Origin of the sequence: Corallococcus exercitus (assembly GCF_042231735.1) — a bacterium.
GTDB classification, from domain to species: Bacteria; Myxococcota; Myxococcia; order Myxococcales; family Myxococcaceae; genus Corallococcus; species Corallococcus exercitus_B.
This window is the reverse complement of the sequence record NZ_CP102577.1, coordinates 7,450,370-7,475,718: the sequence shown is the minus strand read 5'-3', so window position 1 is coordinate 7,475,718 and position 25,349 is coordinate 7,450,370. Positions and strand designations below refer to the sequence as shown.

General features: G+C 70.6%; 24 protein-coding genes. 12 read left to right on the top strand and 12 right to left on the bottom strand.

The features are described from left to right. The first annotated feature begins 172 nt into the window (after nucleotides 1-172). Nucleotides 173-1,054 carry an NAD(P)H-dependent flavin oxidoreductase gene (locus NR792_RS30045; protein WP_375756133.1) on the top strand — a complete coding sequence of 294 codons (882 nt, stop codon included), beginning with the start codon at nucleotides 173-175 and terminating at the stop codon, nucleotides 1,052-1,054. Between the two features lie 440 nt (nucleotides 1,055-1,494). Next, nucleotides 1,495-1,869: a helix-turn-helix transcriptional regulator gene (locus NR792_RS30040; protein ID WP_014393392.1), complete on the top strand. Its 375-nt coding sequence runs from the start codon at nucleotides 1,495-1,497 to the stop codon at nucleotides 1,867-1,869. 26 nt (nucleotides 1,870-1,895) lie between these two features. Here NR792_RS30040 and NR792_RS30035 read toward each other — a convergent pair whose 3' ends face one another. Both NR792_RS30035 and NR792_RS30030 read right to left on the bottom strand, forming a co-directional pair. Further along, nucleotides 1,896-3,293: a sensor histidine kinase gene (locus NR792_RS30035; RefSeq protein ID WP_375756132.1), complete on the bottom strand. Its 1,398-nt coding sequence runs from the start codon at nucleotides 3,291-3,293 to the stop codon at nucleotides 1,896-1,898. A gap of 46 nt (nucleotides 3,294-3,339) precedes the next feature. After that, nucleotides 3,340-3,966, bottom strand: coding sequence for a phospholipase D-like domain-containing protein (locus NR792_RS30030; protein ID WP_375761717.1), 627 nt, complete (start codon nucleotides 3,964-3,966; stop codon nucleotides 3,340-3,342). Nucleotides 3,967-4,091: 125 nt separating this feature from the next. Here NR792_RS30030 and NR792_RS30025 point away from each other — a divergent pair, with 125 nt between their 5' ends. From NR792_RS30025 to NR792_RS30005, 5 genes are read left to right on the top strand one after another with little or no spacing between them, the layout of a single operon-like run. Next, nucleotides 4,092-4,763, top strand: coding sequence for a TetR family transcriptional regulator (locus tag NR792_RS30025; RefSeq protein WP_375756131.1), 672 nt, complete (start codon nucleotides 4,092-4,094; stop codon nucleotides 4,761-4,763). A 33-nt stretch (nucleotides 4,764-4,796) separates the two neighbouring features. Continuing rightward, the gene (locus NR792_RS30020) at nucleotides 4,797-6,248 is read left to right on the top strand and encodes an aldehyde dehydrogenase family protein (protein WP_375756130.1); all 1,452 of its coding nucleotides are present in this window, start codon (nucleotides 4,797-4,799) and stop codon (nucleotides 6,246-6,248) included. A 27-nt stretch (nucleotides 6,249-6,275) separates the two neighbouring features. Beyond that, on the top strand, nucleotides 6,276-7,715 hold the full coding sequence (locus NR792_RS30015) for an aldehyde dehydrogenase family protein (protein WP_375756129.1): 1,440 nt from the start codon (nucleotides 6,276-6,278) through the stop codon (nucleotides 7,713-7,715). 13 nt (nucleotides 7,716-7,728) lie between these two features. After that, nucleotides 7,729-7,935: a hypothetical protein gene (locus NR792_RS30010; protein WP_375756128.1), complete on the top strand. Its 207-nt coding sequence runs from the start codon at nucleotides 7,729-7,731 to the stop codon at nucleotides 7,933-7,935. A gap of 53 nt (nucleotides 7,936-7,988) precedes the next feature. Next, nucleotides 7,989-8,537, top strand: a complete 549-nt coding sequence (locus NR792_RS30005) for a hypothetical protein (protein ID WP_375756127.1) — start codon at nucleotides 7,989-7,991, stop codon at nucleotides 8,535-8,537. Here NR792_RS30005 and NR792_RS30000 read toward each other — a convergent pair. Both NR792_RS30000 and NR792_RS29995 read right to left on the bottom strand, forming a co-directional pair. Continuing rightward, on the bottom strand, nucleotides 8,534-10,156 hold the full coding sequence (locus NR792_RS30000; protein WP_375756126.1) for an ABC-F family ATP-binding cassette domain-containing protein: 1,623 nt from the start codon (nucleotides 10,154-10,156) through the stop codon (nucleotides 8,534-8,536). The two genes, NR792_RS30005 and NR792_RS30000, sit on opposite strands and share 4 nt — an antisense overlap. A 169-nt stretch (nucleotides 10,157-10,325) precedes the next feature. Continuing rightward, nucleotides 10,326-10,688: a cupin domain-containing protein gene (locus NR792_RS29995; RefSeq protein WP_120523820.1), complete on the bottom strand. Its 363-nt coding sequence runs from the start codon at nucleotides 10,686-10,688 to the stop codon at nucleotides 10,326-10,328. A gap of 81 nt (nucleotides 10,689-10,769) precedes the next feature. On the opposite strand from NR792_RS29995, the gene NR792_RS29990 reads away from it, so the two are divergent. Next, a complete protein-coding gene (locus tag NR792_RS29990) occupies nucleotides 10,770-11,396 on the top strand; it encodes a phenylalanine--tRNA ligase beta subunit-related protein (RefSeq protein WP_375756125.1) in 627 nt (208 codons plus the stop codon). 7 nt (nucleotides 11,397-11,403) lie between these two features. Here NR792_RS29990 and NR792_RS29985 read toward each other — a convergent pair whose 3' ends face one another. Further along, the gene (locus NR792_RS29985; protein ID WP_375761716.1) at nucleotides 11,404-11,898 is read right to left on the bottom strand and encodes a gluconokinase; all 495 of its coding nucleotides are present in this window, start codon (nucleotides 11,896-11,898) and stop codon (nucleotides 11,404-11,406) included. 209 nt (nucleotides 11,899-12,107) lie between these two features. Between NR792_RS29985 and NR792_RS29980 the strand changes: the two genes are divergently transcribed. Continuing rightward, nucleotides 12,108-12,941 (top strand): hypothetical protein, encoded by an 834-nt coding sequence (locus tag NR792_RS29980; RefSeq protein WP_375756124.1) that lies wholly within the window; start codon nucleotides 12,108-12,110, stop codon nucleotides 12,939-12,941. A 9-nt stretch (nucleotides 12,942-12,950) separates the two neighbouring features. Here NR792_RS29980 and NR792_RS29975 read toward each other — a convergent pair whose 3' ends face one another. The 7 genes from NR792_RS29975 to NR792_RS29945 all read right to left on the bottom strand — a co-directional run bounded on the left by NR792_RS29975 (nucleotide 12,951) and on the right by NR792_RS29945 (nucleotide 21,775). Further along, nucleotides 12,951-15,023, bottom strand: a complete 2,073-nt coding sequence (locus tag NR792_RS29975) for a neutral/alkaline ceramidase (RefSeq protein WP_375756123.1) — start codon at nucleotides 15,021-15,023, stop codon at nucleotides 12,951-12,953. Nucleotides 15,024-15,226: 203 nt separating this feature from the next. Beyond that, nucleotides 15,227-17,353: an ATP-binding protein gene (locus tag NR792_RS29970; protein WP_375756122.1), complete on the bottom strand. Its 2,127-nt coding sequence runs from the start codon at nucleotides 17,351-17,353 to the stop codon at nucleotides 15,227-15,229. Nucleotides 17,354-17,465: 112 nt separating this feature from the next. Next, nucleotides 17,466-18,134, bottom strand: a complete 669-nt coding sequence (locus NR792_RS29965; protein ID WP_375756121.1) for a DapH/DapD/GlmU-related protein — start codon at nucleotides 18,132-18,134, stop codon at nucleotides 17,466-17,468. Between the two features lie 53 nt (nucleotides 18,135-18,187). Next, nucleotides 18,188-19,993, bottom strand: a complete 1,806-nt coding sequence (locus NR792_RS29960; protein WP_375756120.1) for a histone deacetylase — start codon at nucleotides 19,991-19,993, stop codon at nucleotides 18,188-18,190. A gap of 116 nt (nucleotides 19,994-20,109) precedes the next feature. After that, nucleotides 20,110-20,838 carry a phosphatase PAP2 family protein gene (locus NR792_RS29955; RefSeq protein ID WP_375756119.1) on the bottom strand — a complete coding sequence of 243 codons (729 nt, stop codon included), beginning with the start codon at nucleotides 20,836-20,838 and terminating at the stop codon, nucleotides 20,110-20,112. Nucleotides 20,839-20,912: 74 nt separating this feature from the next. Then, nucleotides 20,913-21,350, bottom strand: a complete 438-nt coding sequence (locus NR792_RS29950; RefSeq protein ID WP_375756118.1) for an ExbD/TolR family protein — start codon at nucleotides 21,348-21,350, stop codon at nucleotides 20,913-20,915. A gap of 11 nt (nucleotides 21,351-21,361) precedes the next feature. Continuing rightward, the gene (locus tag NR792_RS29945) at nucleotides 21,362-21,775 is read right to left on the bottom strand and encodes an ExbD/TolR family protein (protein ID WP_375756117.1); all 414 of its coding nucleotides are present in this window, start codon (nucleotides 21,773-21,775) and stop codon (nucleotides 21,362-21,364) included. 241 nt (nucleotides 21,776-22,016) lie between these two features. Between NR792_RS29945 and NR792_RS29940 the strand changes: the two genes are divergently transcribed. From NR792_RS29940 to NR792_RS29930, 3 genes are all read left to right on the top strand, one after another. Continuing rightward, nucleotides 22,017-23,369 carry an HNH endonuclease gene (locus NR792_RS29940; RefSeq protein WP_375756116.1) on the top strand — a complete coding sequence of 451 codons (1,353 nt, stop codon included), beginning with the start codon at nucleotides 22,017-22,019 and terminating at the stop codon, nucleotides 23,367-23,369. Further along, nucleotides 23,366-23,845 carry an SMI1/KNR4 family protein gene (locus NR792_RS29935; RefSeq protein ID WP_375756115.1) on the top strand — a complete coding sequence of 160 codons (480 nt, stop codon included), beginning with the start codon at nucleotides 23,366-23,368 and terminating at the stop codon, nucleotides 23,843-23,845. The genes NR792_RS29940 and NR792_RS29935 overlap by 4 nt, the downstream gene beginning before the upstream one ends. Nucleotides 23,846-23,942: 97 nt before the next feature. Beyond that, nucleotides 23,943-25,349 (top strand): NAD-dependent succinate-semialdehyde dehydrogenase, encoded by a 1,407-nt coding sequence (locus NR792_RS29930; RefSeq protein WP_375756114.1) that lies wholly within the window; start codon nucleotides 23,943-23,945, stop codon nucleotides 25,347-25,349.

Below are 25,349 nucleotides of genomic sequence, written 5' to 3'. Positions count from 1 at the left end.
CCCGGTTTCCCGACTCGGCGTCGGGGCGGGCACCTTATGTCAGCCCTACGTGCTACGTAAACCACGGAAACACCAGGGGTTTTCCCCCACCGGGACACGCCGTGATTGACAACGCCGCCCGGGCCGATTTTTCGGCCTCGCGCCCGCGTGCACGCATGCTCCAATGCGCGTCATGGCCCCTTCGCGCATCGACACCGCCGTCACCCGGATGTTGGGCATCCGCTATCCCATCATCGCCGCCCCCATGTTCCTGGTGTCCAACGCCGCGCTGCTGGAGGCCGCCGGACGCGCGGGCGCCATCGGCGCGGTGCCGTCGCTCAACTACCGCACCGCGCAGGCGTACCGGGACTTCCTCGCCACGTTCCCCAAGGACGTGCCCTTCGGCGTGAACCTCATCCTCAAGTGGGCCGAGCGCCTGGAGGAGGACGTGGCCGCGACGGTGGAGCGAAAGGTGCCGCTGGTCATCACCAGCCTGGGCGACCCCACGCCCATCGTGGAGCGCGTGCACGCGTATGGCGGCAAGGTGTGGAGCGACGTGATTTCGCTGCGCCACGCGGAGAAGGCCGTGAAGGCCGGCGTGGACGCGCTCGTCGCGGTGGGCAGCGGCGCGGGTGGCCACGCGGGCAACCTGAGCCCCCTGGTGCTGGGGCCGTGGCTCAAGGCGGAGCTGGGCGTGCCGGTGGTGCTCGCGGGCGCGCTGTCCACCGGACGCCACCTGGCCGCGACGCTCGCGCTGGGGCTGGATGGCGCGTACGTGGGCACGCGCTTCCTCGCCACGGAGGAGGCGGGCGCCGCGCCCGACTACAAGCAGGCGCTGGTGGACGCCGGGCCGGAGGACCTCGAGTACACGAAGGAGGTCACGGGCGTGCACGGCAACTTCATCAAGAGCGCGCTGGAGCGCTTCCGCGCGGGCCAGGGCAAGGCGTGGAAGGACACCTGGAGCGCGGGCCAGGGCGTGGCCTTCGTGAAGGACGTGCTGCCCGCCGCCACCGTCGTCGAGCGCATGGTGCGCGAGTACTCCGAAGCGCGCGCGGCGCTGCCGTCCGAATCCTGAAGCAGCGCTGAAGCAGCGCGGGAGCCACTCCGGGTCGCAGCGCCCCGCTTCCGGCAGCCCTCCGCCGGAAGCGCGCGGTCTCCCCGGACCCTCGCGGAAACGTCTCCCAGCCCACGAAGCAACCTGGCACGTCGGGCGACCTCGCACGGCCTTCCCGTGACGTCATGGGAGGGGCGGAGCCGTGCCCGCCTACCACCCCGGTTCGACGCGGAGGACGCGCGCGAAAAAATCACCCGGGAAGCCTTGCGAAACGCGTGCGCGAGAACGGCGGAAACGGCGGATTGTCGAGGGTTTGCGGGCCCTGTCCGCATGCCCGGAGATGTCAGACCCCACTCGTAATCTGTGTCTCACGAGGTCACGCAAGGCAGCGACTTCTCCCCGGTACCTCTCCGTCTGAAAAGCGGGGGGAGAAGCTCCTCTTTCGACAGGTTTTCCACGCCATGGAACAACGACTGGCAACCCTCATTGGAAACGCGGTGCGAGTGGCCCGGCAGCGGCTGGAGCTGACGCAGGCCGATGTCGCCGAGCGCGTTGGCATCGCCACCGAGGTGTACGGGCGGCTGGAGCGCGGGCACATGCTGCCCAGCGTGCGGACGTTGCGGAAGCTGTGCCTGGTGCTCAGCTGCTCGTCGGACGTGCTGCTCGGGTTGAGCGCGACGGCGGCGGTGACGGAGGACGGCGCGCCGCAGCTCGCGGAGGACCCGCCGGAGTACCGTGAGCGTCCGGAGGTGCGCCGCCTCATGCGCACCGTGCGCAAGCTGGACTCGCCGCGCCTGCGCCTCCTGGGTCAGGTCGCGCACGCGCTGGAGCGATGAGGCGCGCTCGCGGCTTGGGGGGAGCGCTACTCCGCCGCGGGCTCCGCGTTCGCATCCACGGCGGCGGGGGGCTCGCGGTGGACAGGGGGGGATGAAGTCCCGGCGACGGGCAGCCGGAGGATGAAGCGCGCACCGCCTTCCGCGCGGTTCTCCGCCTCCAGGGTGCCGCCCGCGCGCGCCACGTAGTCGCGGCAGAGCGCCAGGCCCAGGCCGGTGCCCTTGCCGGGCGGCTTGGTGGTGAAGAAGGGCTCGAAGAGGCGCGGCAGCGCGGCCTCCGGGATGCCCGGCCCGTTGTCCTCCACCTCCACCCGCACGCGGCCGTCGTCCATGCGCGCGCGCAGCATCACGTGCGCGGGCTTGCTGGAGCGCGCGCCCTCCAGCGCGTCCGCGGCGTTGAGCAGCAGGTTCACCAGCACCTGCACCAGGTGGCGGGCCGTGACGCGCGCGGGGGCCAGCCCCGGCGCCACGTCGCGCTCCACCACGCCCAGGCTGCGCAGGCGCACCGAGGCCAGCCGCTGCGCCTCGGCCAGCGTCTCCGCGACGTCGCAGGACTCCGCGCCGTCGGGGGCCTCGCGGGAGAACAGGCGCAGGTCGGTGACGATCTGCTGGATGCGCATCACGCCCTGCTGCGTTTCATCCAGCACGCGCCGCACGTCCTCCAGGTCGTCGGGCACGCCGTGCGCCCATTCCTCCTGGAGGTAGTGCAGGTTCGACTTCACGTACGCGAGCGGGTTGTTCACCTCGTGGGCCACGCCCGCGGCCAGCTGCCCCACCACCACCAGCCGCTCCACCTCCGCGCGCTGGCGCTCCACGCGCGCGCGGCGCGACTCGCTCTCCGCCAGCCGCCGCAGGGCCTCCACGCGCTCCAGGTGCGCGGTGCGCTCCGCGGCGCGCAGCTTGCGGAAGGCCTCCGCGCCGTGCGCGGACACCGCGAACACGAAGACGAGGCTGATGCACTGGCTGACGAACATCGCCCACGGCACCTGCGACAGCCACGCCATCACCGCCACCGACACCAGCGTGCCGCCGATGGCGAACCACACCGGCAGCCGCTGGCCCGGGACGAAGACGGTGACGAAGAGGGGCACCGTGTAGAAGGCGGGGAACAGCGGGCTCGCCAGACCCCCGGTGAGCTGGATGCACACGGTGAGCGCGGCCAGGCTGACGAGGCCCGACGCGATGCCGCTGAACGGGGGGCGCAGCCACCCGGCGCCCACGACCGCGCCCAGCACGAAGAACGTCGCGGCCCACGCCAGGTGCACCGCCAGGAAGTCGGCGCGGAAGCGGCCCAGCACCAGCGGGTGCGCCAGCGAGCCCAGCGTGATGAGCAGCGCGCACAGCCAATACGTGCGCCGCCGGACCCGCTGACGGGCCCGGACCTCCGCGTCCGCGGCGTCCCACGCTCTGGCGGCTGGAAGCGTCACTCCGGCCCGGTCCGCCCGCGCGCGCCGCGAGGCGCGAGGTACAGCTTCATGTGGAGTCCTCCCGTGGACGGCTCAAGCGCCGGGACTTCCCCAACCGCACCGCGTCCCGTCCCCGTTTCTTCGCCTGTCCGCCGCCGGAGGGCAAGATGGGGTCCGGACACACCGCGCGAAGCCGACACCCGCGGCACTCGGCGCCGCTCCACACCGCGTCAAAGAGGGCGGTCGTCCGGTCGATGGTGTCGAAGTCCTCGGTCACGAAACCCAGCTCGAAGTTGCGGACGTCATCGCCCTTGGCGCCCAGTCCCGCGCCGGTGAGGTTGGCGCTTCCCAGGTAGACCCAGGCGCCATCCACCACCACCGCCTTGAAGTGCACGCGCGGGCACACCTTCAGTTCCAGCCCGCCCTTCACCAGCCGGGAGCGGGCGTCGAACGCGGCCCGGAACGGCCGGCTGGGCAGCTCCGCGTGCAAGAGCCGCAGCGCCACGCCCCGGGCGGCCAGCCCGTCCAGCACCTCCAGGAGTGGCACGAACGCCCCCTTTGCCCGCTCCACGTACATGGCCTTCACGTTGGCGGTGGCCATCCACACCGACTCGCGCGCGTGGGCCAGCTTGCGCAGCACGACCTCCCGGTACAGCGCGCTCCCCGACAGCAGCTCCGCGTCGATGGGCCTCATCATGTCACCCAGCGTCGCACACGGGATTACACGGCGCCATCCCCCTCCCCTCCTGGCTGTCCGCCGGTGGAAGGAGGACGTCGCCCCGGCTTGACCGGTGACCCGGGGTCATTTAACTCCGGGTCATGGCGGGAGCACTGGCCGCGAAGCGCGTCGTCGCGCTCCGGGCGCGGCGGGACGAGGACAAGGAAGCGCGGCGGCGGGAGCTGCTGGACGCGGCGCGAGCGCTGTTCGAGGCCACGTCGTTCGCCCAGGTGAAGATGGCGGACGTCGCGGCGCGCACGGGCCTGGCGAAGGGGACGGTGTTCCTCTACTTCCCGACGAAGGAGGCGCTGTTCCTGGCGCTCCTGGACGACCTGCTCACCGCGTGGTTCGCGAAGCTGAACGGCCGCTTGTCCCAGGGCGGCACGTGGACGGGCCACCAGCTGGCGCGCGCGGTGGCCGCGTCGCTGGAGGGTGAGGAGACCTTCACGCGGCTGCTGGCGCTGATGCAGACGGTGCTGGAGCAGAACGTGACCGTGGCGCAGACGCAGGCGTTCAAGGAGCGCGTGCTGGTGGCCATGGGCACGACGGCGGCGCTGCTCCAGGCGCGGCTGCCCTTCCTCACGCCGGAGTCAGCGGGCCAGCTCATCCGCCACGTGCACGCGCTGATGACGGGCCTGCGGCAGATGGCGGACATCGCGCCCGTGGCGCGCGAGGTGCTGACGCTGCCGCACATGGCGCCCCTGCGCGTGGACTTCACCGCTGAGTTGACGGCGGCCATCACCACCCTTCTTCGCGGGCTCGAGCCCCGCTGACCCTTTGCGTCTTTCCTGAAACGGAGCTCCGTCATGCTGGAAGCCGTCGCGTCCCTCCTTCCCCAGACCTCGGTTGAAGTGGACCGCATCCGCGCGGTGTTCGAGTCGCAGCGCGCGAACCGCTGGAACCTGTCGCGCAGCACGGCGGCGGAGCGCATCGCGCGGCTGCGCAAGCTGCGCGAGGCCATCATCGCGAGGCGGGAGCAGCTGGCGGAGGCCATCCACCAGGACTTCCGCAAGCCGGCGATGGAGGTGGAGCTGACGGAAGTGCACCCGACGCTGGAGGAGCTGAACCACACGGTGAAGCACCTGAAGTCGTGGATGAAGCCCAAGCGCGTGGCGACGCCGCTGACGCTCAAGGGCGCGTCCAGCCACGTGCGCTTCGAGGCGAAGGGCGTGGTGGTCATCCTGTCGCCGTGGAACTACCCGTTCCAGCTGCTGGCGGCGCCGCTCATCGCGGCCATCGCCGCGGGCAACGCGGTGATGCTCAAGCCCAGTGAGAAGACGCCGCATACGTCGCGCTTCCTGGCGAAGCTGGTGCGGGACGTGTTCCCGGAGAACGAGGTGGCGGTGTTCGAGGGCGGCGCGGAGGTGGCGGAGGCGCTGCTCCAGCACCCGTTCGACCACTTCTTCTTCACGGGCAACCCGAACATCGGCCGCAAGGTGATGATGGCGGCGACGAAGTTCCTCTCCAGCGTGACGTTGGAGCTGGGCGGCAAGTCGCCGGTCATCATCGACGAGTCCGCGAACCTGAAGGCGGCGGCGGAGGCGCTGGCGTGGGGCAAGTTCGTCAACGCGGGCCAGACGTGCGTGGCGCCGGACTACATCTACGTGCCCGCGTCGAAGCAGCAGGCCTTCCTGGAGGCCTTCAAGGCGGTGCTGACGCGCTTCTACGGGGAGACGGAGGCCGAGCGGCAGGCGAGCCCGGACTTCGCGCGCGTGGTGGACCCGGCGGCGTGGAGGCGGCTCAAGGAGGTGCTCGACCGCACGGTCGCCGCGGGGGCGAAGGTGGAGGCGGGTGGCACGGCGGACGGTCCGTCGCGGTACGTGTCACCCACGGTGTTGTCCGGGGTGACGACGAAGAGTCCCATCATGGAGGGAGAAATCTTCGGGCCGGTGTTGCCGGTGCTGACGTACGAGCGGCGCGAGGAGGTCTACGCGCACATCAACGAGGGCGGGAAGCCGCTGGCGCTGTACGTGTTCTCGCAGGACTCGAAGGTGGTGGAGGAGGTGCTCCAGCACACGACGTCGGGCGGGGTGGTGGTGAACAACGTGCTCATCCACGTGGCGAACCCGAACCTGCCGTTCGGTGGGGTGGGGATGAGCGGGTTGGGGAACTACCACGGGCACTACGGCTTCAAGACGTTCAGCCACGAGCGGGCGGTGATGGTCCAGTGGATGAAGTCGCTGGCTGCGGTGTTCTTCCCGCCGTATCGGGGAAAGGCCCAGGAATGGGCCTCCCGCGCGACCCGGATGCTGGAGTAGGCACGGGCGCGGGAAGGAGGAGCCGGCATGCGCGTGGTGTCAGTGGAGGAGGCCCTGGTCCCTGGAGACCTGCAGGCGGTGTTCGACCGCTTGCAGGCGCGCCGCTGGGAGCTGGCGAAGACGGGGCCGAAGGAGCGCCTCGCGCGGCTGGAGAAGCTCAAGGCGCTGCTCTTGGAGCGGCGCGAGGAGCTGGCGGACGCCCTGCACGAGGACTTCCACAAGCCCGCGGCGGAGGTGGAGGCGACGGAAATCCTGCCCGTGCTGCTGGAGCTGGCGCACGTGCAGAAGCACCTGAAGGCGTGGATGAAGCCGCGCAAGGTGGGGGCGCCGCTCTTGCTCGCGGGCACGAAGAGCGAGGTGCACCCGGAGCCCAAGGGCGTGGTGCTCATCCTGGCGCCGTGGAACTACCCCTTCCACCTGCTGGTGTCGCCGCTGGTGGCGGCGGTGGCGGCGGGCAACGCCGTCCTGTGCAAGCCGAGTGAGAAGACCCCGGGCACGGCGCGCTTCCTGGCGCAGCTGCTCAGGGACGTGTTCCCGCAGGATGAGGTGGCGCTGGTGGAGGGAGGGCCGGAGGTGGGCGAGGCGCTGCTGCGGCTGCCGTTCGACCACTTCTTCTTCACGGGCGGGCCGCGCGTGGGGCGGCGGGTGATGGAGGCGGCGGCGCGGCACCTGGCGGGAGTGACGCTGGAGCTGGGTGGGAAGTCGCCGGTCATCGTGGATGCGTCGGCGGACGTGGACGCGGCGGCGGAGCGGATTGTCTGGGGGAAGTTCCTCAACGCGGGGCAGACGTGCATCGCGCCGGACCACGTCTGGGTGCACGCGTCGAAGGAGGAGGCGCTGCTGGCGGGGATGAAGGCCGCGCTGGAGCGCTTCTACGGAAAGACGGAGGAGGCGCGGCGCGCGACGCCGGACTTCTGCCGGATGGTGGATGACGGGGCGTTCAAGCGCGTGCGCGGCCTGCTGGACGAATCCGTGGCACAGGGAGCGCGGGTGGTGGCGGGGGGCGGCGTGCACGCGGAGACGCGCTACATCGCGCCCACGGTGCTGGCGGACGTGACGCCGGAGTCGGCGGTGATGGACGAGGAGATCTTCGGGCCGCTCTTGCCGGTGCTGCGCTTCGAGTCACTGGATGAAGTGGTGACGCACGTGCGCGCGGGAGGCAAGCCGCTGGCCATGTATGTCTTCAGCCACGAAGAGGCCACGGTGGAGCGCCTGCTCAAGGAGACGAGCGCCGGCGGCACGGTGGTGAACAACGTGGTGTTGCACAACGTGAACCCGCACCTGCCGTTCGGAGGCGTGGGCCAGAGCGGCCTGGGCGCGTATCACGGTGAGGCGGGCTTCAAGACCTTCAGCCACGAGCGCGCGGTGGTGCGCCAGGGCCGCACTGCCTTCACGAACCTCTTCTTCCCGCCGTACCGAGGCAAGGCCCAGCGCCTGGCACGGCTCGCGAGCAAGCTGTTCGAATAGAATGGGAGGCACGATGAGTTCCGACAACGCACCACCGCCTCGTGGCCTCTACGGGCAGCGCCCCAGCAAGAGCGCGGATTCGGCGCGGCGACTCCAGTTCGAGCGACTGGCCGCGATGACGCCCCGGGAGCGCGTACTCCTCGCGCTCAGCCTCAAGGAACGGATGCGCTACATCACGCCTGCGCGCTCGACCGAGCGCGGCCCCGGTACGTCCAAGTGAGCGGTACAGCGGGTGCCAACCGACAGGAGCGAACGCTCCAGGTTGCCGAGCGCGTGGTCGGACTCCTGGAGCAGCACGGCATTCCCGCTGCGGTGATTGGCGCTATCGCCCTGGCCGTTCACTACTATCCTCGCCAGACGGAAGACTTCGACCTGGCCATCAACATCAATCCCTTCCCCCGGTTTCGTCAGCTTGACGAGGCTCTACGGGCGGAAGGGTTCGAGACCGATCTCAGCTACCCCGATGCGGAGGATCCCCTGGGCGGAGTCCTTCGTGTCTCGGGGGAGGACTTCGAGACCATCGAGATTGTGAACTTCCAGAATCCATGGCCTGGCGCGAAGGACAACACCTCGCTTGCGCAAGAGGCCATTCAGTCCGCGTCGTTGGCCTTGAATCCGGGCAGTCGCCTCCGGGTCGTCGACCTTCCCCACCTCATCGCCTTGAAGCTTTTCGCGGGAGGATGGAAGTCAAAGGCCGACGTCCTGGAGCTTCTGGAGCGCAATCGGCAACACCTGAATGTTGCCGAACTTCGTGATGTCTGCGCGCGCCACGGAGTGGGGCCAGCCCTTCGGTCCCTCCTCGAAGAGCTTGGGATTTCCTAGCTGCGCAGGCCCGGGGCTTCCTGGCCCGTGCGCGCGACGTACTCCGTGTAGCCGCCGCCGTACTTGTGGATGCCGTCCGGCGTCAGCTCCAGCACGCGGTTGGACAGCGCTCCCAGGAAGTGCCGGTCGTGGGACACGAACAGCATCGTGCCCTCGTAGCGCGACAGCGCCGTGATCAGCATCTCCTTCGTGCCCATGTCCAGGTGGTTCGTGGGCTCGTCCAGCACCAGGAAGTTCGGCGGGTCGTAGAGCATCTGCGCCATCACCAGACGCGCCTTCTCTCCACCCGACAGCACCCGGCACTTCTTCTCCACCTCGTCGCCGCTGAACCCGAAGCAGCCCGCCAGCGCCCTCAGCGAGCCCTGCCCCGCGCGTGGGAACGCGTCCGACAGCTGCTCGAAGACCGTCTTCTCTCCGTCCAAGAGGTCCATCGCGTGCTGCGCGAAGTAGCCCATCTTCACGCTGCCACCCAGCGCCACCGTGCCTTCATCCGGCTGCGTCGAGCCCGTCACCAGCTTGAGCAGCGTGGACTTGCCCGCGCCGTTCACGCCCATCACGCACCAGCGCTCCGCGCGGCGCACCAGGAAGTCCAGACCGTTGTAGATGGTCCGCTTGCCGTAGCCCTTGCTCACGTTCTTCAGGTTCACCACGTCGTCACCCGAACGCGGCGGCGGCTGGAACTCGAAGAGCACCGTGGAGCGGCGCTTGGGCGGCTCCACCTTCTCAATCTTCTCCAGCTTCTTCACCCGGCTCTGCACCTGCGCGGCGTGCGACGCGCGGGCCTTGAAGCGCTCGATGAACTTGATCTCCTTCGCGAGCATCGCCTGCTGACGCTCGTACTGCGCCTGCTGCTGCGCCTCGTTCTGCGCGCGCTGGCCCTCGTAGAAGTCGTAGTTGCCCGAGTACGTCGTCAGCGAACCGCCGTCGATCTCCACCACCTTCGTCACGATGCGGTTCATGAACTCGCGATCGTGCGACGTCATCAGCAGCGCGCCCTCGTACCCCTTGAGGAAGCCCTCCAGCCAGATGAGCGACTCCAGGTCCAGGTGGTTGGAAGGCTCGTCCAGGAACATCGCGTCCGGCCGCATCAAGAGGATGCGGGCCAGGGCCACGCGCATCTTCCAACCGCCGGACAGCTTGCCCACGTCGCCGTCCATCATCTCTTCGCTGAAGCCCAGGCCGGCCAGGATCTCTCGCGCGCGGCCCTCCAGCGCGTACCCGCCCAGTTCCTCGAAGCGGCCCTGCGCGACGCCGTAGCGCTCGACGAGCTTCTCCATGTTGTCCGCCTGGTCCGGGTCCCCCATGGCGGCTTCCAGCTCCTTCATCTCCGCCGCGACGGTGCTCACCGGGCCCGCGCCGTCCATCACCTCGGACACCGCGCTGCGGCCGTTCATCTCACCGACGTCCTGGCTGAAGTAGCCAATGGTGACGCCGCGGTCGATGGAGACCTGTCCCTCGTCCGGGTACTCCTGGCCGGTCATCATCCGGAACAGCGTCGTCTTGCCCGCGCCGTTCGGGCCCACCAGGCCCACCTTTTCGCCCTTGTGGAGCGCGGCCGACGCCTCGATGAAGAGGAGCTGCTGACCGTGTTGCTTGCCGATGTTGTCGAGACGGATCATGTGCGTACCGAAAAGGCCCGGGGAATCAGGCGGCGCGCCCTTATGCCACGAGCCGCCCGCCGGAGGGATGCTTCCGAACCCCCGACGGCCCCAGGTCCATCCGCGCATCCGGGCAGGCAGGCCCCCGCCCGGGATTCCGCCCAGCGTGAAACGTGAGGCTCGGGCGTCCTCAGGCGTCCCGGTGCACGGTGCCCGGGGAGAACGCCGGGGTGCAGATGGCCACGTACTCCGCGCCCTCCTCCTCGGGGGTGCTGTAGCGGACCCACTCGCCCGGCTCGCACACCACCGTCTGGCCGGCGTGCACGTCCATCACCCCGCCCTTGTGCTCCACCCGCAGGGTGCCCGCGAGCACCAGGGTGATTTCACGGAACTCGGGCGTCTGGCCCGGCTCCTCCCACCCTCCCGGGCTGCGCATGTGGGCCACGCTGATGTTCGACGTCTTGGAGGTCACCCGCCCCACGTACTCGTCGATGAGCTTCGGCTTGTTGCCCACCGCCGTCACACGGTTGGGCTTGGGGATGAGCGTGGGCATGCGGAAGGCTCCAGGTGCAGGGACCACGAAGGGAAGCAGCGGCCATCCCTACCCTACCAGCGCGTGGCGTAGAGTGCCGCCGTGCTGACCGTCGACAACCATCCCCTCCTCGACCTCGTCGCCTTCACCTCCTCCTTCCCCGCACCCCTGGGGGACCTGCCCGCGCCCGACTGGCTGCAGGCCCTGCTGAAGCCCGGCGCCACCGCGCCCGTCCAGAGCGACGACGCCGTGCGGGGCGCCGTGCGCGACCTGCTCCGCCACGGCGGCTTCAAGCCCACGGGCCGGGGCAAGCCCGCGTCCGAGTACCTGGTGCGCGCCTCCGGCGACGGCACCCTGGGCACCATCAACGCCGCGGTGGACGCATGCAACGCCGTGTCGCTGCACAGCGGCCTGCCCATCAGCGTGGTGGACCTGGACCGCGCCCAGGCGCCGTTCCGCGTCACCACCGCCATCCAGGGTGACCGCTACGTCTTCAACGCCTCGGGGCAGACCATCGACCTGGAGGGCCTGCTGTGCCTCTTCGACGCGCAGGGCCCGTGCGCCAACGCGGTGAAGGACGCCCAGCGCACCAAGACGGACGCCACTACGCGCCGCACCCTCACGCTGCTGTGGGGCACGAAGGAGCTGAAGGGCCACGCCGAGCGCGCCTTCACCTGGTACCGCGAGCTGCTGGAGCGCCTGGGCGCCACCGTCGAGCCCGTGCGCTGAAGGCCCCCTACCCGGACTTCAGGTCCAGCCCGTCCAGGATGCGCGTCACCACCCGGTCCGGCGGTTCCGTCACGTCCACGGTGAACGCGCCCTCGGGCACCTCCAGCGTCTCCAGCTGACTTCGCAGCAGCGACGCCGGCATGAAGTGCCCCTGGCGCTTCTGGATCCGCTCGAGGATGAGGGCCGCGGGCGCGTGCAGGTACACCCAGCGCTCGCGCCCGGCGTCCACGGTGAGCCTGGCGCGGTAGAGCTGCTTGAGGCCGGAGAACGCCAGCACCAGGTCCTCGTCCTGCGCCAGCGCCTTCTCCATCCACGCGCGCAACAGCTCCAGCCACGGCTGCCGGTCCACGTCCGTCAGCGCCGTGCCCTCGGCCATCTTCCGGCGGTTCTCCACCGAGTGCAGGTCGTCCGCGTCCACGAACGTCCACCCCAGCCGGTCCGCGAGCGCCCGGCCCACCGTGGACTTCCCGGTGCCTGAAACGCCCATGACGATGACCACCATGCCGTTGCCGCCTCCCTCGGTCCCGCGCATCCTCCATGCTGCGGCCTTCCCGCGCCCGGCGCCATGCGAGAAACATGTCCGGTGACACACCGGACATCCCGGATACCGGAAGGTGAGCGTCCGCTGTCCAACGCCATCGCTCCCGCGCGCACCAGGCCTTCCACGCCACGACGGAGGAACCGCTACCCTCCTTCACCATCATGACTTCCATGGGAGCATCCCCCCGCCGCGCGCTCGTCCGGCTCCTCCTGTGCAGTGGCCTGCTGACCCTGGTGACCCTGGCCGCCTGCCGCGACCCCGCCGCCGCGTCCGGCACCGCCCTCTTCGTCACCACCGAGTTCGAGCCGTCGCTGAACCTCACGCGCCTGCGCGTCTCCGGCGCCGTGGCGGAGGGCCCCTCCGTGCCCACCACGCTCCTGCCGGAGGACTCCAGCCGCGAGCTCCTGAGCGGCGAGACCTTCCGCGTCCTCCTGGACGGCGCCGCCAACGGCACCCAGGCCACCGTCCGCGTGGAGGGCCTGCGCGACGACGCCACCGTGGTCGCGTCGGGCGAGGCCACCGTCAGCGTGCGCGACGGCTACGAAGTGGAGGTCACCGTGCGGCTGACCTCCGGCCCCACTCCCGACGGCGGCACGGGCACCTTCTGCCTGGACTGCGCGGACGGCTGCTGCCGCGAGGGAATCTGCACGGCGCGCACGTTCCGCACCTGTGGCGTGGGCGGCGTCGCCTGCGAGAGCTGCGACGCGGACCGCGCCGATACCTGCACGCCGCGGGGCACCTGCGGCTGCGGAACGGGCCCGGCCTGTAGCCGCAACACCGCGGACCGCTGCCTCGGGGGCAAGTGCCTCTGCGGCAACAACAACGCGTGCGGCCCGGGCCAGGCCTGCATCGGCGGCAACTGCCGCTGCGACCCCACCACCTGCGGCGGCTGCTGCGACGGCAACAGCTGCATCCCCGCGCCCAACAAGAACCAGTGCGGCAAGGGCGGCGCGGTCTGCAAGAAGTGCGACAAGAAGTGCAACGCGGACGGCACCTGCGACTGAGGGCGCGCGCTACCGCACGGTGAACGGGCGCGAGCTCCCCGAGTACGGGTGCACGCGCCCGTCCCAGCCGGACTTCCAGTTGCCCTCGTGCACCAGCCGGTAGGTGCCCGGCGGCGTGTCCAGCGGGATGGGCCAGTCGATCCGCACATGCGAGCACGCGAGCGTGGGCACGCAGTACTCGCGCTGCCAGTGGTACAGCGCGCCGCCCTCCCCGTCGTGCGCCACGTCCCGCCACGTGCCGTCCGCCTGCCGCCGCTGCACGCGCAGGTAGGTGCCTCCCAACTTCAAATCATTGCGCGGATGGCCCCCCCAGAAGGTGACGCTCGCCGTGTCGCCCCGCGCGTACGACGCCTTCGCCTCCTCCGCGACCGCGCCGAAGTCCACCCAGAGCAGCTTGTCGTCGAACACCACGCCGGGCTGCAGCCCGACCACCGCCTTGCGCAGGTCGCGCGGCGTGGGCCCGGGCGAAACGGACGCCCCTTCGCGCAGCGAGCCCGCGAGCCCCGCGAAGGACTGCTGCAGCGCCGCCAGCGTCCACGGGCCGAAGTGCGTGGATGCGCCCTCGTAGTCCTGGCGCGCGTACTCCTCGCGCGTGGCCACGTAGCCCGAGTAGGCGTTGGCCGGCCCCGCGATGACCACGTCCGTCACGCCCGTGCCCTGCAGCTGCGCGCGCACCGTGTCGCGCAGCCGCCGGCCCGCCATGGTGGTCATCTCGAAGGGCACCGCCACCAGCGCCAGCGGCCCCACCGTCACCAGCTGCAGCGGCAGCACCTCCGGGGACCACGGGTAGGGCTTCATGGCGCCCATCTCCAGGACGATGGGCTTCTCCCCCTGGCAGGGCGTGGTGACGGCGGCGCAGGTGAACTGGTTCCACACGTCGTGCACGGACTCGCACGTGGCCCCTTCCGAACCGAAGCCGGGCCCGTCCTCCGCGCCCGCCAGCATGGACAGGCCGATGGCCGCCGGACACGTGCGGTGCGCGCTGCCGTCCGCGTACGCGGGCGCGACGTCCACCGCGTCCATCTTCACGTAGGCGTGCCGGTAGTCCACGCCGCCCATCACGGGCATCGCGGCGGTGGCCCACAGGTGCGCGGCGAAGTCGTACTGCTTCTTCGCGGAGAGGGCCGCGTCCTCGAAGTCGTTCGCGCCGCCACCGTTCGTGCCGCCCAGGAGGTTGGGCGTGACGTCGCCTTCATTGGAGTTGGCGAACGCCGCGACGAAGGTGTCCGGGCCTCCGGGCGTCAGCCCGCCCTGCCCCACCTCGAACGCGTGCGACGCGAGCCCCTTGTTGTCGCCGCTGATGTACGGGTTCGTGTTGCCGAAGGACGTGGCGTGCACCGCGAACCAGTTGACGAGCCCCAGCTCACGCCCGTCCGCGCCCGTCATCCGCAGCAGCGTCATGCGGGTGTCCACGTTGTCGGGATAGCGGGCGCGCTCGGCCTCCGGGTTGCGCAGGTAGGCCTCCGGTGAGCGGTTGGCGCTGGCGCCGCGCAGGTCCCCCGAGGCCAGCCGCAGCGAGCCCTCGGCCAGCCGTGCGTTCGCGCGCAGGATGGAGTCCGTGATGCCGGAGACGATGGCCTCGAAGTTCTGGGGCACGAAGCCGAAGGTGCTCAGGTTGTAGAGCGTGTAGTGGCTGAAGCCGCCCGGCCCGGCGTGCGTGTGCGTGGCGCTGAGCAGCACGTTGTCGTCGGAGAACGTGTCCCCCAGCTTCGCGCGCAGCCGCTCCACCACCTGCTGCTTCACCGCCTGGAACACCATGCCCAGGTCCGCGCTGACGAAGGCCACGCGCCGGCCGTTGCACGGCGAGGCGATGACGAACGCGCGCGAGTACAGCCGCAGGTGGATGCCCTCCGTCTTCTGGGACACCTGCGCGTAGCCCATCATCCCCACCTCCGCCGCGGGGCCGGTGATGTCCGAGCGCGCCGCGCCGAGGAGGAAGTTCGCGGAGCCCGCGCACGCGTTCCCGGCCGCCTCGGCCGCGCTCGCCGTGGACAGGCCCGGGGGGGCGCCCGGCCCCAGCGCCAGCACGCTGCCCAAGAGCAGCCCGAGCACGGGGGCGAGGCGGGCTTTCAGCGTGCGCATGGCGTCCTCCACGGCCTCCGGAAGAAAGGGGCCGGCGGCAAGGCAACCCCAGCGTGTCGCCATCGCTTCCGCGAGGGCAGCGCATCCGGGAGCAGGCCGTCCGGCGCTCCACACTCGAACACGGGGCCGCGGCGGATTCAGTCCATTTCGCGGCAGCGGGCAGGCGGCGCGCTTCCCCGCACGGACGCGGAAGGCGGGCCCGCTCAGGCCGCGCGTGCGGCGTGCAGGGTGACGCGGAAGGTGGCGCCGTGGCCCGGCGTGGACTCCGCGGCGATGCTGCCGCCCAGCGCGCGCACGATGGTGTCGCAGATGGACAGGCCCAGGCCGGTGCCCTGGCCCGGCGCCTTGGTGGTGAAGAAGGGGTCGAAGATGCGGCGCAGGAGCTCCGGCGCGATGCCCCGGCCCGTGTCGCGCACGTCCACCACGATGCGGCCGTCGTCGTCCACGCGGGTGATGAGGCGGATCTCGTGCTCGTCCGTGAAGCCTTCCGGAATCGCTTGCGCGGCGTTGATGACCAGGTTGAGGAACACCTGGAACAGCTTGCCCTCGTTGGCGCGCACCGTCGGCACGGTGCCGTACTGCTTCACCAGCCGGGCGCGCGGGCGGATTTCACTGGCCGCCATCTGCGCGACGGAGTCCAGCACGCGGTGCACGTCCACCGCCTCCTCGTGCGCGTCGTCCACGCGGGAGAAGACCTTGAGCTGGCGGACAATCTGGCGCATCCGCTCGGAGCCCTCGCGCGCGTCCTCCAGCACCTGCTGGTACTCCAGCAGCTCCTCGGCGCCCAGGGGCCGGGGCATGGGGCCCAGCGCGCGGTGCAGGAACTCCAGGTTGGAGAGCACGTAGGACAGCGGGTTGTTCAATTCGTGCGCGATGCCCGCGGCCAGCATGCCCATGGAGGCCAGGCGGTCCCCCAGCATGAGCTGCGCCTGCATGTGCTTGCGCTCGGTGAAGTCGCGCGCCACCGTCACGCGCGCGGGCACGCCGTCGAAGAGCACGCCCAGCGTCACCAGGTCCGCGCTCACCACCTGCCCGTCGCGGCGCACCAGCGGCACCTCGTGCGAGCGGGCCGCCAGCGCCCCGTCCTGCGCCTCCTCCAGGTGGCGGCGCGCCACCTCCTGGTCCTCGCGCCGCACCAGGCCCAGCAGGTGCCGGCCCAGGAGCTCCGCGGGGTCCTGGTAGCCCAGGTAGTTGGCCATGGCCGGGTTCACCGACAGGAGCATGCCGTCCGTCGTGTGCACCACCACGGGGTCCGGGAAGCCCTCGATGAGCAGGTGGAAGCCGGCTTCCGTGCGGCGCAGCGCCGTCTCCGTGCGCATGCGCAGCGCGTCCGTGGTGTGCTGCTCCAGCGCCAGCGACAGCGCGCCGGCGGCGCCGGACAGCAGCTTCACCTCCACGTGCGACCAGGGCCGCGCGTCGTCGCAGTTGTCGAAGCCGATGAAGCCGAACGGCTCGCCGTGCACCACCAGGGGCAGCACCAGCAGCGAGCGGATGCCCTGCGCCAGCAGCACCCGCGCGTTGTCCATGCCGAAGGCCTCCGGCGTGCCCTGCACGGCCTCGCCCCGGTGCAGCTGCTGCAGCTGGTGCAACTCGAAGGCTTGATCCACCGGCCACGCCTGCGTGTCCGGGTTGTCCAGCTCGTGCGACACGCCGGGCGCGCACCACTCCGCGCGCTGGGACTGGAGCATCCGGCCGGAGGCGTCGCGGTGGAACTCGAAGACGTAGGCGCGGCTGGCGCCCGCGACCCGGCCCAGCGGCTCCAGGATGGAGTTGTACAGGTCCGCGGAGGCCTCCGGCGCGAGCAGCCGCCGCTGCACCTCCACCATCGCGCCCAGGTAGCGCTCGCGCGTGGCGGCGGCGTCCTCCGCCAGCCTCCGCGGGGTGACGTCCACCAGCGTGCCCAGCACGCCGCCCAGGTGCTCCGGGTCTCCCGTCGCGGACAGCTCCACCCAGCGCGGCTGGGTGCCGCCCGACGACAGCCGCAGCTCCAGCCGCGTGGGCACGTCCGTGCGCGCGAGCGCCGTGCGCAGGAGCGCGCGCGCCTGGTCCCGGTCCTCCGGGTGGAACAGCTCCACCAGCGCGCGCCCCGTCCACGCGTGCACGGGCGCGCCCACCAGGCGCTCCCAGGCGGGGCTCGCCAGGATGAGCCGGCCCGCGACGTCCAGCTCGAAGAGCACCTCGCGAAGAAGGGAGCCGGCCCGCTGGAAGCGCCGGGTGTCCACGAGGTCGCTCGCGACGGAGGACTGCCCCGGCGCGGTGACGTTCCCCGTCTCGCGTTGCTCCTGCGACACCGCGGCCTCCTTCATCACGAATGAAACGGACTCAGCCATGAACTTGAGGAACCCCACCCGGTGCGTCCGGGACCGGGTCCTCTCTCCGTCTCACCGCGCCCTGAAGCATACGTCGCGCGAATGTTTCAAAGTCAATGGACCCACCAGGGACTCAAGGGTTTCCCTCGGAGTCGGGAGGCTCCCAACCCCCGGGGATTCCGGAACGTGGGCGTTGACGGCGGTCCCCGAGCAGGCGGGCAGGCACCCCGCCGACGATGGCCCACGGGGGCACGTCGCGGGTGACGACGGCGCCCATGCCAATCACCGCGTGGTCACCCACGGTGACGCCGTCGGTGATGCCCGCGTTGGCGCCCACCCAGACGTCCTGGCCGATCACGATGCCCCTCGACGTGACGGGCTGCTCGCGCACGGGGCGGTCCGGCGCGAGCCCGTGGTCGAAGGCGTACAGCGTGGCGCCGGTGGCGATGCGGCTGCCCTCGCCGATGCGGATGCCGCCCGCGCCGCCGTCCAGGCTGACGCGCGCGTTGAGGCTGACGCGCGGCCCCAGCACCACCGGCCCGTGCACGAAGGCGTCCGCGCCGATGCTGCACCCCGGTCCAATGCGCACCGTGCGGCCGGGCTCCGCGAAGATGCGCGCCTCCGGGGCGATGAAACATCCCTCCGCGATTTCGACGGTCTCCAGCGCGCGCAGGCGGTCCTGCACCTCGCGCTGCCAGGCCTCCGCCCATTCACGGTGGCGCGGCTTGAGGCTGAAGTAGAGCCACGGCATCCACGACAGCCGCAGCTTGTGCTGTTCACGGCGTTGCGCTTCCAGGTCCACGCGGCAATGACTACCACGGGCGCGGCTTCAGCCGGAGACGGGCCACGCCGGCGTCACAGGGGCTCTGGCTTCACGGACGGTGCCGGAGCGGGCGCCTGCGCCGCGGCGGGCTCCACGCTGAAGTGGCAGCGCTCACGCTCCTTCGCCACGGCCTCCGCGTCCAGGGGCACGGGCGTCAGGCGGCAGAGCATGTCGTCCGGCTCCCACGGGTACGGCTGGCCGTCCAGGCGCACGCGCCCTTCGGCCACGGCGTGCGTGGCCTCCACGAGCGACAGCGCGGACAGGTCGCGCATCAGCGCCTCGAAGCGGCCCTGGCGCTCCGGGGTGGAGAAGTGGAAGCGGCCGCGCGCGACGACGGCCAGGTGGTACCACATGGGCCGGAAGGCCACGCCGGCCAGGCCCAGGCGCTGGGCCATGGTGAGCAGCAGCTCCGTCGTCTCGCGCGACAGGCCCAGGCCGGGCACCTGCTGGCCGGGCAGCTGCGGGCGCGTGTCACTGAAGCGCGCGCGCGGGTGGCGCAGGGACAGCCAGTTGGCGAAGAGGTAGGTCTCCCCCTGGAGGACCTTCTTCTCCAGCACCGAGTCCGACAGCAGGTGCTCGCGGCCGCCCGCGTGGCCCAGCACCATGATGCGGTCGCCGGTGCCGCCGGTGGAGGCCACCTGCACGCGCAGGCGGCTGTAGCCCAGGCGCTCCACGTACGACAGCATGCCGTAGCGGAAGAGGGCGTACTCGATGCCCTGCGCGGTGTAGTGGCCCAGCACGCGCGGCTGCACCTCCGGCCCCAGCCGCAGCGGCCCTTCCAGGTCCTCCAGCGAGAAGGGCTCCCACTCCGGCGCGTTCCCGGCGGTGTCCGCCTTCTTCTCCGGATCCAGCAGGTGCGCGATGCGCTGGAAGCGCGCGCTCAACGGGTCGTAGCGCGCGGTGATGCGCTGGTGGCCCAGGCCCGCGAGCACCAGCACGGTGCCCGCGAACAGCTTCCAGGACTCCGCGTGGTAGCCGCCGCCGGGCAGCCAGACGCTGGCCTTCCCGCGCAGCGCGGCGGCGATGGCCACGTCGCGCTTGCGCGCGCCTTGAAGCGTGATGCCCACGCGCCCGAAGCGGTCCCCGGACAGCACGTCCCCCCCCGCGATGATGAAGGTGATGTCCGAGGAGGGCATGCGCGAGAGCAGGTCCTTCACCTTCTGCACGTAGGTGACGTCGTCGCAGCCGTCGGGCACGCGCGTCTCGTCCACGCCGGGGGGCAGCACGCCCCAGTCGCTGCCGGACACGGAGCCGATCCACACCTTCGGCTGGCCGGCGAGGCACGCGGCGGTGCCATCCGGTGGGTGCGCGTCCAGGTCCAGCACGGCCACGGAGCCGTCGAAGCCGGAGGCGCGCAGGTCCGCCACGGCCACGGCGATGTCGTTGACGGTGCAGAAGCCGCCGCCCTTGTCCGGGCGCGCGTGGTGGAAGCCTCCCGCCATGTTCACCACGGGCCCCTGCCGCGCGAGCGCCAGCCGGGCCGCGCCCAGCGTGCCGCCACACACGAGCCGCACGCTGTCCAGCAGCGCGTCCACGGGGACCTCCGACGGGTCGGTGGCGTAGATGCGCGCGAGCGTCGCGGGGTCGGAGAGGGACTCCAGGTAGCGGGCGTCGTGCACGCGCGCGAGCTGGGCGTAGGACACCGGCACGGGGTGGCGGACGTCCGCGGCGCGCACCACGCCGGCCTCCAGCAGGTACCAGGTGGTGAAGTCGGTGCCGCGCGGCTCGATGCCCACGGAGGACTCGATGCCGGAGAGGGGCAGCCGGTAGGCCTCGTCGTAGAAGACGTGCACACGGCCGCGTCCCAGCCCCAGCCGCCACAGCCACGCCTGGATCATCCGCGCCTCGCGGGCGGCAGGGAGTGGCGGGCGTTCACGGGGGCGAGGGACACGGGAGGCACAGGCGGAGGGAGTGGAGGCCCCTTCATCCTGCGCGGGGGCCCGGGGCGCAAGGCTCATTCCACGGGGCGCTGCGCCTCCTCGCGCAGGGCGGGGCTGCGGCGGCGCACGGTGCGGGCGGCGACGGTGACGAAGAGGGCCCACGCGAGCCCGGCCACCCAGCCGCCGAGCACGTCCGAGGGGTAGTGCACGCCCAGGTACACGCGGGTGCAGCCCACGAGGACGGACAGGACCAGGGCGACGGAGAGGAGGTAGACCTTCACGCGGCGGTGTTCCGCGAACTGGGCCAGCAGCGCGCCCAGCGTGAGGTAGGTGATGGCGGACAGCATGGCGTGGCCGCTGGGGAAGCTGGTGGACATGGTCTCGGTGAGGTGAGGCACCACCGAGGGGCGCGGGCGGTGGAACAGGTTCTTGAGCAGCGCGTTGAGGATCCACCCACCGACGATGGCGCCCAGGACGAAGAGGCTGGTGCGGTAGCGGCGGGCCACCCCCAGGAAGCCGCACACGGCCGCGGTGAGGAGCGACAGCACGGGGAAGCCGCCCAGCGACGTCACGTCGCGAGCGGTCTCCGCCAGCCACCACGGGCCGCGAGGAAGCGCGGGGTCCTCCTCACGGCGCAGGGAGCGGACGATGCGCTCGTCGATGTCCTGCGTGTCGCCTTCATGCACCTCGTCCGACAGGACGACGAACCCCAGGACGCACGCGACCACCAGCAACAGCAACCCCAGGGGCCGCGTCACCATCACATCCCAACCCGACAACCACCGCCAAGGCCCTCGTGACATGGCCGTGACTTAAGTCGGCGGGTGCGGGCTGGCCACGGGCTTTTCGCGGCGAGTGTCGGACAGGCTCCAGGTGCTCAGGGGTTCTGGACGGACAGGGCCAGGGCTTCGGCTCCCGCGGCCTTCGCGTCGTCGAGCGCGCGGATGAGCCGTGCGTACGGGGCACGGGCGTCCGGCTGGAAGAACAGGCCGCGCTGTCCCTGGGGGCGGGCCTCCAGGAAGGCTCGCAGGCGCGGCACGTAGTCCGCCTCGCTCACGGGCTGACCTTCCAGCAGGAGCGTGCCGTCCGCGGTGAGGCGCACGAGGCCGGGGGCCAGCTCCTTCGACGGCGACGGCGGGGCTTCGGCCGTCGCGGGCTCCTGGGAGGGGAGCTGGAGCAGGAGCTCGCCGCGCATCAGCGGGGTCACGACCATGAAGATGATCAGCAGCACGAGGACCACGTCCACGAGCGGCGTGACGTTGATGTCGGATTGGAGTCCGGACTGGGGCTTCACGATGGGGCGTCTGGATCGCATGTTCATCCTCCTCAGTTCTTCTTCATGGAGACACCCAGGGACACCTTCCGCGCGCCGGCATCCCGCGACTGCTGAAGGACGCCGAGCACGTCGCCGCACGTCAGCGTCTCATCCGCCTTGAGGAGCAGCTTGCGTTCAGGCTGGGCGCGCAGCTCCTGCTGGACGCGCTCCTGGAAGGACGCCGCGTCCGGGAACGCGTCCTTGTCGACGAACAGCGCCTTGTCGGCGGTGAGGGAGAAGACGAGCGGTTCAGGCTTGTCGCGCGACTCCCCCTGCGCGGCGGTGGGCAGGGTGACGTCCTTGCCCTGCTGGGTCATCGGGGTGACGACCATGAAGATGATCAGCAGCACCAGCACTACGTCGACCAGCGGAGTGACGTTGATGTCTGCCTTCACTCCGCCCCTGGCTCCCACGGCCATTCCCATGCACGACCTCCATGTGAATCAGACGCCATGGGACCACGGGTCCAGGGAGCCGTTGGCCTTGGGCACTCGGTGGTTCGGTCATGGTTCGGTCACGGTCGAGGGTGGTCTTCTTCCCTCGATGCATCCGCAGGAGGCCCGTATGAGATGGCATGGGTGGTTGACGTTGGCATGCGCCGTCCTGCTGGCTACCGGCTGTGCGTCCGTGCCATTCGAACCTGACTCCCAGGACTCCAGCGAGGATGTGCTCACCTCCTTCCTGAAGTGTTCATCGCCTGCGGCCTTCGTGGCCATGCAGCGCGAGTTGGACATGGCCCGGTTGGTGGAGTCCCTGAACGACTGGGACGCCGTCCGACTGGGCGCCCTGGGCCCGATGGACGCGAAGGCCGCTGAAGTCCTGAGCCGGAAACGCTCGGCCTTTCTCATCAGCGCCACCGAGCGGTACGGCGTTGCCCGAGCCGAGGTGTTCGCCCTCTTCATCCTCCACTCCGCATGCAATGACGAGATGCGTGCCGTGCTTCACCAATTGGCTCAGGACAAGCAACTCGGCCAGACGCTGGGCGCGATGACCACAGTCCGCGAGCAACTGCATACGCGCGGCCTGACGTTTGAGACATATGCCGAGCGTCCCGAACGCAGCGGTGACGTTCTCCGGGGCCTGGGCCGGGCTGGCCGGGATGCACTCGCCAGCAGCGAGGTGAGCGCGGGGGGCCGCTACCTGGACTTGTCCTCCAAACGCGAGCAACTGCCTCCGCCCTACCGTCAGGCCCTCGACGAGGTGGAGCGGGCCCTCATGGAGCAGCATTTCGCGGCTGACAGCGTGGTGCTGGGAAGCTTTGACCACCTGACCTTCGGCGTACCGCTGGGCTTCTTCCACCTGTTGGGGGGAACCGCTCAGGGGGCGTCGTCACTGGCGGAGGGCAGGTACGAGCAGGCGTCGCGGGAGCTGGCACCCGCAGCGCTCCTGGTCGCGCTGTATGCAGGCGGGAAGGGAGCACGGGCGCTTCGAGAGTCTTCCGGGCCTGTCTTCAGCCTGGAGAGATTGAAAGCAGTGGTATCCCGGCTGGAGAAGCAGTTGGGCGTCAACGCGGCCCGTGACGTGCTCCAGTACCTCCAGGCCCGGCGGGAGAATGCCTACGTCGCCGCAGAGTGGGGAGAGGCAGGGATCCTGGCCCTGCATGAGACCCGAGGCAACGCAGCCAAGGCCCAGGCCATGTTGGCGGAGGCCGAGCGCGAACGGTCACGGACGCCTTCCACCCGCTCCACCGCAAACGCGTCCACAGGAGGCTTCTCCACCGACACACCCATCCGGAACGCGCATCTGGCCGGGAAAAGACATCCGGTGACCGGCGTCCCCTTCGACGCGGAGGGCTACCCCGATTTCAAGGCAGCCGGAGTCGTGAAGGCCGAGGTGAGGATTCCCTATACTGGTTCGCGTGCCGGGGACTTCGCCGCCGCGAACAAGGCCGCGGGCTTGAGGGAAACACCCAAGGGAATGACCTGGCATCACCATCAGGACCGAGCCACCCTGCAGTTGGTTCCTACCGCCATCCACGCCCGGACAGGACATACCGGCGGTTTCTCAGGAGGCCCATGATGGCGCAGCTTCTACGGACGACCGAGGGTGGGCCGCTGCTGAGCACAGCCGACCTCGATGCATTCGAGCAGCGGTATGCACTCAAGCTCCCGCTCTTGCTTCGTGAGTTCCTGCTGGCCACCAACGGTGGTCGGCCCGAGCGCGACCTCTTCAAACTCCAGGGCGTGCCGGGCAATCCATTCGGACGGATCCACCTGTTCTTCGGCCTCAACGACTCCATCGAATCCTGCAACCTCGACTGGAACCTGGAGGTCTTCCGCGAACGCCTTCCGCCAGGTCTGCTCCCCATCGCGACGACGGAAGGCGCGGACAAGATCTGCCTTGCCGTGAGCGGTGCTGACTTAGGTCGGGTGTTCTACTGGGACGCACATGCCCAGCCAGGCACGAACAGCGTCCACCTGCTGGCGGAGGACCTCTACACGTTCATCTCGGCGCTCCAGTCGGATGCGCTGTCACCTTCCCTGCTGGAGTCCTGAGCGGCGTACGGCCCTGGACGCTCTGGTGCGGGAGGCATTGTCAGGGGGATGTGGCCTGTTATCACCCGGAGACGTTCGCACCGGGAGGCACCCGCACATGGCCATCGCCACCATCAGCCCCACCACCGGCAAGACGCTGCGCACCTTCGAGGTGCTCTCGTCCGAGGAGCTGGAGCGCAAGCTGCAACGGGCCGCGGACACGTTCCGCTCCTATCGCGAGACGTCGTTCGCCGACCGCGCCCGCTGGATGCGCCGCGCCGCTGAAATCCTCGAAGTCGAGGCCGACCGCTTCGGCCGCATGATGACGGAGGAGATGGGCAAGCCCCTGGAGGCCGCCAAGGCGGAGTCCATCAAGTCCGCCACCGCGTGCCGCTACTACGTCACCCGCGCGGAGAAGCTCCTGCGCGACACGCCCATCGACGTGGATGGCGACACCGCCTTCGTGCGCTACCAGCCCCTGGGCCCCGTCCTCGCCATCATGCCGTGGAACTTCCCCTTCTGGCAGGTCGTGCGCTTCGCCGCTCCCGCCCTCATGGCCGGCAACGTGGGCCTCCTCAAGCACGCCAGCAACGTGCCCCAGTGCGCCATCGCCCTGGAGGAGCTCTTCCGCACCGCCGGCTTCCCCGAAGGCGCCTTCCAATCCCTGTTCATCGAGACGTCCGAGGTGAACCGCGTCATCGAGGACCCTCGCGTGAAGGCCGTCACCCTCACCGGCAGCGAGGGCGCCGGCCGCGCTGTCGGCGCCGCCGCGGGCCGCGCCATCAAGAAGGTCGTCCTGGAGCTGGGCGGCAGCGACCCGTTCATCGTCATGCCCAGCGCGGACCTGGACAAGGCCGTGCACACCGCCGTGTCCGCGCGCCTCATCAACAACGGCCAGTCCTGCATCGCCGCCAAGCGCTTCATCGTCGCGGAGCCCATCGCCCAGGAGTTCGAGCGCCGCTTCGTGGAGCGCATGAAGACCATGGTGGTCGGCGACCCCATGGACCCGAAGACGGACGTAGGCCCGCTCGCCACGCCCGGCATCCTCGAAGGGCTGCACGCCCAGGTGCAGGAGAGCGTGAAGGCCGGCACCCGGCTGCTCTTGGGCGGCAAGCCCCAGGGCGGCCCCGGCAACTTCTACCCGCCCACCGTGCTGGCGGATCCGCCCCCGAAGGCGCCCGCGTTCCACGACGAGCTCTTCGGCCCCGTGGCCACGCTCCTGCGCGCCCGCGACCTGGAGCACGCCATCGAGCTGGCCAACGCGACGCCCTTCGGCCTCGGCGCCAGCGTGTGGACGCAGGACGCGAACGAGCAGCGCCGGTTCATCGACGGCATCGACGCCGGCATGGTGTTCGTCAACGCGCTCGTCGCGTCCGACGCGCGCCTTCCCTTCGGCGGCGTGAAGCACTCCGGCCACGGCCGCGAGCTGGCCGACCTGGGCATCCGCGAGTTCGTCAACGCCAAGACGGTCCGCATCACCGGCGCGTCCGGCGCTCCGCCGCCGTCGAAGCACGCGGGCGAATAG

Excerpts from the sequence above, each read along its gene's own strand:
- NR792_RS30015 (WP_375756129.1), top strand. The coding sequence starts at position 6,276 with ATGCGCGTGGTGTCAGTGGAGGAGGCCCTGGTCCCTGGAGACCTGCAG.
- NR792_RS30045 (WP_375756133.1), top strand. The coding sequence starts at position 173 with ATGGCCCCTTCGCGCATCGACACCGCCGTCACCCGGATGTTGGGCATC.
- NR792_RS30020 (WP_375756130.1), top strand. The coding sequence starts at position 4,797 with ATGCTGGAAGCCGTCGCGTCCCTCCTTCCCCAGACCTCGGTTGAAGTG.
- NR792_RS29985 (WP_375761716.1), bottom strand. The coding sequence starts at position 11,898 with ATGGTGGTCATCGTCATGGGCGTTTCAGGCACCGGGAAGTCCACGGTG.
- NR792_RS30030 (WP_375761717.1), bottom strand. The coding sequence starts at position 3,966 with ATGAGGCCCATCGACGCGGAGCTGCTGTCGGGGAGCGCGCTGTACCGG.
- NR792_RS30025 (WP_375756131.1), top strand. The coding sequence starts at position 4,092 with ATGGCGGGAGCACTGGCCGCGAAGCGCGTCGTCGCGCTCCGGGCGCGG.
- NR792_RS30040 (WP_014393392.1), top strand. The coding sequence starts at position 1,495 with ATGGAACAACGACTGGCAACCCTCATTGGAAACGCGGTGCGAGTGGCC.
- NR792_RS30010 (WP_375756128.1), top strand. The coding sequence starts at position 7,729 with ATGAGTTCCGACAACGCACCACCGCCTCGTGGCCTCTACGGGCAGCGC.
- NR792_RS29960 (WP_375756120.1), bottom strand. The coding sequence starts at position 19,993 with ATGATCCAGGCGTGGCTGTGGCGGCTGGGGCTGGGACGCGGCCGTGTG.
- NR792_RS29945 (WP_375756117.1), bottom strand. The coding sequence starts at position 21,775 with ATGGGAATGGCCGTGGGAGCCAGGGGCGGAGTGAAGGCAGACATCAAC.
- NR792_RS29955 (WP_375756119.1), bottom strand. The coding sequence starts at position 20,838 with ATGTCACGAGGGCCTTGGCGGTGGTTGTCGGGTTGGGATGTGATGGTG.
- NR792_RS29970 (WP_375756122.1), bottom strand. The coding sequence starts at position 17,353 with ATGGCTGAGTCCGTTTCATTCGTGATGAAGGAGGCCGCGGTGTCGCAG.
- NR792_RS29975 (WP_375756123.1), bottom strand. The coding sequence starts at position 15,023 with ATGCGCACGCTGAAAGCCCGCCTCGCCCCCGTGCTCGGGCTGCTCTTG.
- NR792_RS29935 (WP_375756115.1), top strand. The coding sequence starts at position 23,366 with ATGATGGCGCAGCTTCTACGGACGACCGAGGGTGGGCCGCTGCTGAGC.
- NR792_RS29950 (WP_375756118.1), bottom strand. The coding sequence starts at position 21,350 with ATGCGATCCAGACGCCCCATCGTGAAGCCCCAGTCCGGACTCCAATCC.
- NR792_RS29995 (WP_120523820.1), bottom strand. The coding sequence starts at position 10,688 with ATGCCCACGCTCATCCCCAAGCCCAACCGTGTGACGGCGGTGGGCAAC.
- NR792_RS30000 (WP_375756126.1), bottom strand. The coding sequence starts at position 10,156 with ATGATCCGTCTCGACAACATCGGCAAGCAACACGGTCAGCAGCTCCTC.
- NR792_RS29930 (WP_375756114.1), top strand. The coding sequence starts at position 23,943 with ATGGCCATCGCCACCATCAGCCCCACCACCGGCAAGACGCTGCGCACC.
- NR792_RS29980 (WP_375756124.1), top strand. The coding sequence starts at position 12,108 with ATGGGAGCATCCCCCCGCCGCGCGCTCGTCCGGCTCCTCCTGTGCAGT.